Source organism: Limnofasciculus baicalensis BBK-W-15 (assembly GCF_024178385.1).
Taxonomy (GTDB): Bacteria; Cyanobacteriota; Cyanobacteriia; order Cyanobacteriales; family Coleofasciculaceae; genus Limnofasciculus; species Limnofasciculus baicalensis.
Genome location: NZ_JAMZMM010000348.1, coordinates 1 through 6,560 on the forward strand (window position 1 = coordinate 1; position 6,560 = coordinate 6,560).

At 42.0% G+C, this 6,560-nt stretch carries 3 protein-coding genes; all 3 read right to left on the reverse strand.

The genetic code is table 11. The annotated features are described in order from the left end of the window. Nucleotides 1–235 precede the first annotated feature (235 nt). Nucleotides 236–2,125 carry a right-handed parallel beta-helix repeat-containing protein gene (locus tag NJ959_RS24070; RefSeq protein WP_254014285.1) on the reverse strand — a complete coding sequence of 630 codons (1,890 nt, stop codon included), beginning with the start codon at nucleotides 2,123–2,125 and terminating at the stop codon, nucleotides 236–238. A 172-nt stretch (nucleotides 2,126–2,297) separates the two neighbouring features. Then, nucleotides 2,298–5,135: a two-partner secretion domain-containing protein gene (locus NJ959_RS24075; protein ID WP_254014286.1), complete on the reverse strand. Its 2,838-nt coding sequence runs from the start codon at nucleotides 5,133–5,135 to the stop codon at nucleotides 2,298–2,300. A gap of 95 nt (nucleotides 5,136–5,230) precedes the next feature. Continuing rightward, on the reverse strand, nucleotides 5,231–6,560 hold a 1,330-nt coding region (locus NJ959_RS24080), incomplete at its 5' end, for a hypothetical protein (RefSeq protein WP_254014287.1).

Here is a 6,560-nt window from a genome sequence, read left to right on the forward strand (position 1 = left end):
CCCTTATTAAAGGGGGGAGTAAGAATATCACCTAGGTTTTTGCCAAGTTGGGATACCCTTTTCAAGATTCCTTCTTGCCATAAGAGTACTAAAGGTAATCGTCTCAAATATAAGATACACAAACGGATATTTTTTAACATATCCCTATTATTCCATTAGTTAAATAAACTGAATCTGTACAACCAAATTATTGTAGTCACCCCCGCTAAATAAATCCTCAAAAGTAAAGATATTCTCACAAAATAATTTCAAGGGATTTATTCTTTCCTAAAAAGTCTTCTGCCGTGGTATCCCCAATTATAAATGGGGCTGGCAATGCCCCACCAGATAATCCTGACGATAAGCCTAATCCCTGAGAGACTGCTACTTCAGGATAACCAGAATCATCTGGGTTGAGATTATCAATTTCACCTGTTAATTCATCAACAGGATACAATCCAAATGTATTATCATAAGCAGCATCACTGTTTACAATAACCTGAGTAGGTACTGATCCGATGAGTTTATCTGGTAAATTAAGTATTTCTGACGATTGTACTTCAGTTAAGTTAGTTCCCCATAATTCAGATTTATCAGTTAATTGCAATTCTTTATTAGGATCGTTCCGAGTTACCAGTTGATGATTTGTATCAGCAACTAGAAGAGTTAAATCGCTGGGGGAGATGGCATTAATAGGGAGAGAAGTAGCTAATCCACTACTAATTGTCATCGCTCCAGCGGTAACATTTGGATTTCCTGGGAGAGGAGGAGTTTGTAGATAGCTACCATTATCGATAAAGCTTCCTAATTGAGGATTAACTAGTTGAACACCTCCTGTAATTTTGGTGTCATTAGGATTAGGATTTAAGGATTGGACATTGCCACCACCATTAGTAAAAGTTGTAGTGGTTTGATGGTTAATATTCCAAGTATTGCCCCCGTTATAAGCAAAATTATCTGTAACTAAGGTATTCGTAAGTTTAGTAGTAGCTCCTCCGCCAAATAAACCACCTCCCATAAACCCAGCATAATTCTTAGCGATGGTAGTTTTTGTAATGTTAGTAGAAGCGGAACCATTTGACAGAGCAATTCCACCACCCAAACCTTCCTTCTTATCTATTGATTCAGCTCTATTTCCGTAGAAAGTACTGTTATCAATCGTAACTGGAGCAGAATTACCTACCCACAAACCACCACCTTGACGCTCCGCTATATTATTCGCAAATGTGGTATTAGTTATGGTTAACTGTCCATTGCCATGCCGTAATCCACCACCAACTGCATTTCCTTGAGCATTAACACTAACTCGATTGTTAATAACTGTACTATTATTGATAATCGCTCGATCTGGCGGATAGAGATAAATAAATAGTCCTCCTCCTTCTGATATGCCTTTATTCCCATCAAAGCGACTCTGGTTGATTTCGACTTTCCCACCGATACTATCATTAATTTTTGCCGAAGCACCATCGACAAAAATTGCACCACCAGAATTTGTTGAGGTGTTTTTAGTGAAGGTTGATTTCTCAATCTTTAAACTACTTAAAAGAGTATTAATTGCTCCACCATTAACACCATTATTGTTATTAAACTGGCTATTATTAACAGTGAGAGCGCTTTCGCTTTTAATGGCAATCGCACCACCACCTCTTTGGCTCTTCCCAGTTTCATTGTTAGCGGCTGTGCTATTACCATTAAATCTAGAATTAGTGACAGTAGTTGTACTGCGAAAGCCAGCAAAAATAGCTCCACCTCCGGAGCCATTGGCGTAATTATTCTGAAATGTGGTATTTACGACTTGGAGGGTACTACCACTTGCTGTACGGATTCCAGCTCCGGCTCCATTTTCGCCAACTCCAGTGGTTTTCCCATTAGAAATGGTCAAATTACGAATAGTAACATTACTAGCAGTGGTAACATCAAATACTCGATAAGCATTATTGCCATTAATTTTCAAGCCAGGAGCATTAACCCCATCAATAATCAGATTTTTATTAATTTCTAGTTGACTACTGGCAAGAGTAATCGTTTTTTGTGCTAAACTAGAATCGAATTTAATCGTATCTCCTGATTGAGCCACTACGATCGCAGATCTTAGAGAACCTGTCCCGCTGTTTGCTGTAGTTGTAACTATTATTGTAGTCATTAGTTATTAGTTATTAGTTATTCTTCATCCGCTACATTCGTTTCCAAATCCGCTACTAAATTCCTCCTCTTCTCTATTATAAAACTTACCCAAAGGCTCCATCTGTAGGGTGCGTTATCCTTTGCTAACGCACCATCCACAATATTAGTAGTGTTCTTGTGCAAGTCCTATATTAATTATTAGTTACAAGTCCATGACAATTAGGTTGATTATACCAATTACTATTGAAATTCCCTAGATCGGCAACCAACTCCACCTCCCCCTGAGCATTAATCGCCCATCCAGTAGCTTCTACCAGGGGAATGGGGAGTGGGTTTTTTGAAGTGGGTGAGGGAATTCTTCCCGGTTCATTTGCCCGTATAACAGGCATCCTGCCTGTTACCCCACCTACGCCTGTTACCCCACCTACACCTGTTACCCCACTTCCCTCCAAAGGGCGCAAATCCTGCCAAACACTCCTTCCTTGGAGACTTTGAGTAGGATCTTCAGGTAAACCACCTCTTCCTGTTACAGTAAAAGAATTACCTCGATCTGCCGCACAACCAGTAGTAATTTGAGTGGTAGAATCATTGAAATTTACTACTAAAGGAACTAATCCTCGACTAGGATCGAGTCCTTGAATATTAATTAGAACAATACCACTAAACTCAGGACCCAAATCAGATGTAGCAGTAATATCACTTTCTGGTGTCAATCTATCGCGAAACTCAGTACCAAAAATACCTTGAGTCGTCACCCTAACCCTACCACCTCTGCCTTTTTGAGCATTAGCAGTAATATCGCTATTATCGAGAGCAACTAAAGCGATAGTATCAATCTCAATATTGCCACCATCACTATTTCCCGTATTAGTAGTAATGCGACTATTATCCTGTAAAACTATAGCAGCCGCTCGTAATTTAATATTCCCCTGACTCCCTGCTACCGTAGCTGCACTTAGAGTACCTTGATTATCTAATCGGATGACATTAGCATTCACCTCCAAATCCCCAGCCGCACCAGCCCCTGTTCCCCTGACTCCAATTTCCGCCCCATCCCGCACCCTTAACTCTCCCGTATTAATAATTAAATTCCCAGCCCTACCTGCACCACTAGTATTCGCTTCTATAGCACTGGGCAAAATTCCATCACCTACAATACCAAAAGAAACTTGCTCTACAGCAATAGGAATACCTGTCGCAAAACCCCTCACTTCCACCGATTCTGATGCGTTTATTCTTAACTCTCCAGCCCCTCCCGCACTTCCAGTTGCCGCTGAAATCTGAGCGCCATCTGCCACTAGCAACCTGCCAGTATTAACTGTTAAATCACCTGCTGGTGCTGTTCCCCGCTTTCCTTGTACAGTTAACAGAGATGAAGAGGTAAATAAGCCACTGAGAAATCGACCATCTGATGCGACACCTTTAAGTTCTACTAACTCAGCATTTACAGTCAGATGTCCCCCTCTACCTGCACCAGCAGAAGAGGCAGAAATTTGTGCGCCATTACTAATAATCAGCTTACCTGTATTGACAGTTAAGTCACCTGCATCACCACTCCCCAGAGTTGCCGTAAACAAACCACCAGGAACATCTGCACCTGCGGGTGTCCCCACAAGTTCTATACTATTAGCAGTAACTGTTAAATTCCCACCGCGACCGACACTAGTTGGAGTAGCAGTAGTAGTCAGGGGAGTACCATCTAATACCCGCAACCGATTCCCAGTTATGGTAAGATTTCCAGCATTGCCAGTACCAGCAGTTCCCGTAAAAAAGAAAGAGCGATCGCGAAATTCGGCAAAATCTGATACATTAACTATCAAATCTCCTCCATCGCCATTCAGTATAGATGTAGTCAATACATTGAATCCATTAGATGTCATCAACTGATTGGTATCAATTTTGATATCACCCGCCCTACCAGTACCAACACTTAAGCTATACAAACCATCAGTGAGATTAAATGGATTAAAAGTCCCCCGTAATAATTCTCCAATAACTTTTCCTGGTGCGATTCCTGTCATATTTATTTCCCCAGCGCGGATGGTCAAATTTCCCCCATTACCGGAACCCAAGAAGGTAGAGGTAGATATAAAAGCACCATTGTCCATTTGGAATCGATTCGCCTGAATATCTATCCCGCCGCCATTAAAATCACCAAAAGTTTCAGCAACTAATTTTGACCCGTCAGTCAGAGAAACATCTCCACCTCGCACCCGAATTGCTCCACCACCTGGTCCATTAGCATTAACAGCAGCCCTATTAGATAGCTGAATATTACCAAAATTCTGAATACCGTCATATCCTAAAACCAAACCCGTTGGAGTAGGATCGAGGCTAACTAACCCAGAAGTTGCTACACTACCAAGTTCAATTCTCCCTTGAAACGCCCTTAAATTACCGCCATCTAAAATAACATCACCACCAACTAGGGCTAAAGTTTGACCAGGTTGCACTTCTAAACCAACTCCTTGAGAGCGATTAATAATTTGACCTGGATTTGAGCCAAACTGCAAACCAATTGGCGCATTAATTGTCAATAAAGGTGGAGCTTGCGGGTTAACAGCACTAAATTCACTCCCATCAGCAAATTTGATACTGTCGGCGGTACTAGCCACAAACGATCCACCTATATTCAACTGAGCATTAGCACCAAAGACAATACCATTAGGATTAATAAGAAAGAAGTTAGCATTTCCAATCGTCCTAATAGTACCATCAATATTAGATATATTTGTACCCGTAACTCGATTAATAATATTCAGAATATCTGGGGCATTATTAAAAAAAGCCTCACTTCCTGTGGGGACAGAAAAATCCTGGAAGCTGTGAAATAAATTATCACCAACTCTAGTACCTTGATCGATAGTAAAATTATTACCACTAGGAGTAACAATAGTATTATTTGGCAGGGTACTATCGGGTATGATTTGAGATTGGGCGACAGAAGTAGCCGTAATAATCCACATCAAAACACTGCCACCAATCCCAAAGTGACGATAATAATGTTCTTTAAAAATACCTCCTATCATATTGTTTCTTTTTTCTAAAATAGCTAGGGAATAGTTTCTAGTTTTGAGTTCTAAATTTTGAATTAAAACTCAAAACTCTCCTCCTCACTTCCAAATTAAAATGCTTGGCCATTGTAAACCGAACGAACTTCGCCATTACGTCTAACAATAGCTTCGCCATTTTTGATATCAACTAACATCCAGCCACTAGTACCAATCGGTTCGCCAATATTGATCCTTTGGGTAACACCATCAATATCAAATAAAGCAGCAGATTGGCTTCCCAATTCCAACACACCCACAAGGGTATGATTCACCGGGGGAGGAGCTGGTGGACTTGGTAAGGCAGTAACTACTGAGGGTGATGGTGATGGTGTTGTTGGTGTTGTTGGTGTTGTTGGTGTTGTTGGTATTGTTGGTGTTGTTGGTGATGCTATAGCTGCTGATGTTGCGACTACAGTGGGGCTTACCCTTGGTTTTGGTGATGCAACCGACTCTCTTTGTACCGATGGAGTTGTGGGGGTAACTCTTGCCGTTGCTACTGATGCTGCGACTTTAGGAGTATTTGCCACAGGGGGTTTCGCCAGTTGTGGCGATGAAAGTACCGGGGCGAGTGCAGGAGGCACTGCCGGGCGGAGTACCGGAGCGGGGGTGGAGGGAATTAGTGGAGCGCCTATCGATGAATTAATCCGTTGTCCCCCCAGGGTTGGGGATTGGTAAATCATGTAGGGGTAATAGATGCGTTCGAGAACAGTTGCAGGTTGGCTGGCATTAGGGGCACGATTGCCAGGAATTGAGAAGGTGGACTGATTACTCCGAGTAGCTCCTACACCTCCATTTGCTATTTGTTGTTTACCTTCATTCTTCCGCTCAATCGTTTCCAGAGAGCGTAAGGCGTACTGAGCAAACTCAGTATCAACTCCTGATAGCTGTTCGTTTTGAGTAGCTGGTGCAGCAGCAAAATTCAGCCAAAATGGCCAAGTCACCCTTTTCTGGTTAACCAGTATCAGGGCAGTGGTTACACCAACAGAAACTAAACCCAACGCTAGGAGGATTTTGTCTAAAGAGCCACTAGATTGCTTGGTAGTTTTAGAGTTAGCTACAGGAGTTTCCACTCCTTTGACTTGTTGAGCTTCCTGAGTGACGTTAGCGGTTGACTCCTGTTTCGGTTGTTGGGATACCGTCACCATTGGTGATGGCATAGCCATTTTGGGCATCACAATCGATTGCAAGGAGATATACTCCGGCTTAATCGGCTCCGTCGGTAATTTACTACTACCGTCTAAAATCCGGTCAATATCAGCAAACAAATCATCCATTAACTTATCCGCATCTGTCTGTGCGGACCAAGGCTGTACGGTGGTGGCAGTAGAGAAGACACTGCTTACCCTTTCTTTAGTACTGACGTTCTGAAACATGGATGGCAGACTCATATAGCGACAAAAT

Bases quoted from the DNA above. Each gene is read 5' to 3' on its own strand.
- NJ959_RS24070 (WP_254014285.1), bottom strand. From the start codon at position 2,125: ATGACTACAATAATAGTTACAACTACAGCAAACAGCGGGACAGGTTCT.
- NJ959_RS24075 (WP_254014286.1), bottom strand. From the start codon at position 5,135: ATGATAGGAGGTATTTTTAAAGAACATTATTATCGTCACTTTGGGATT.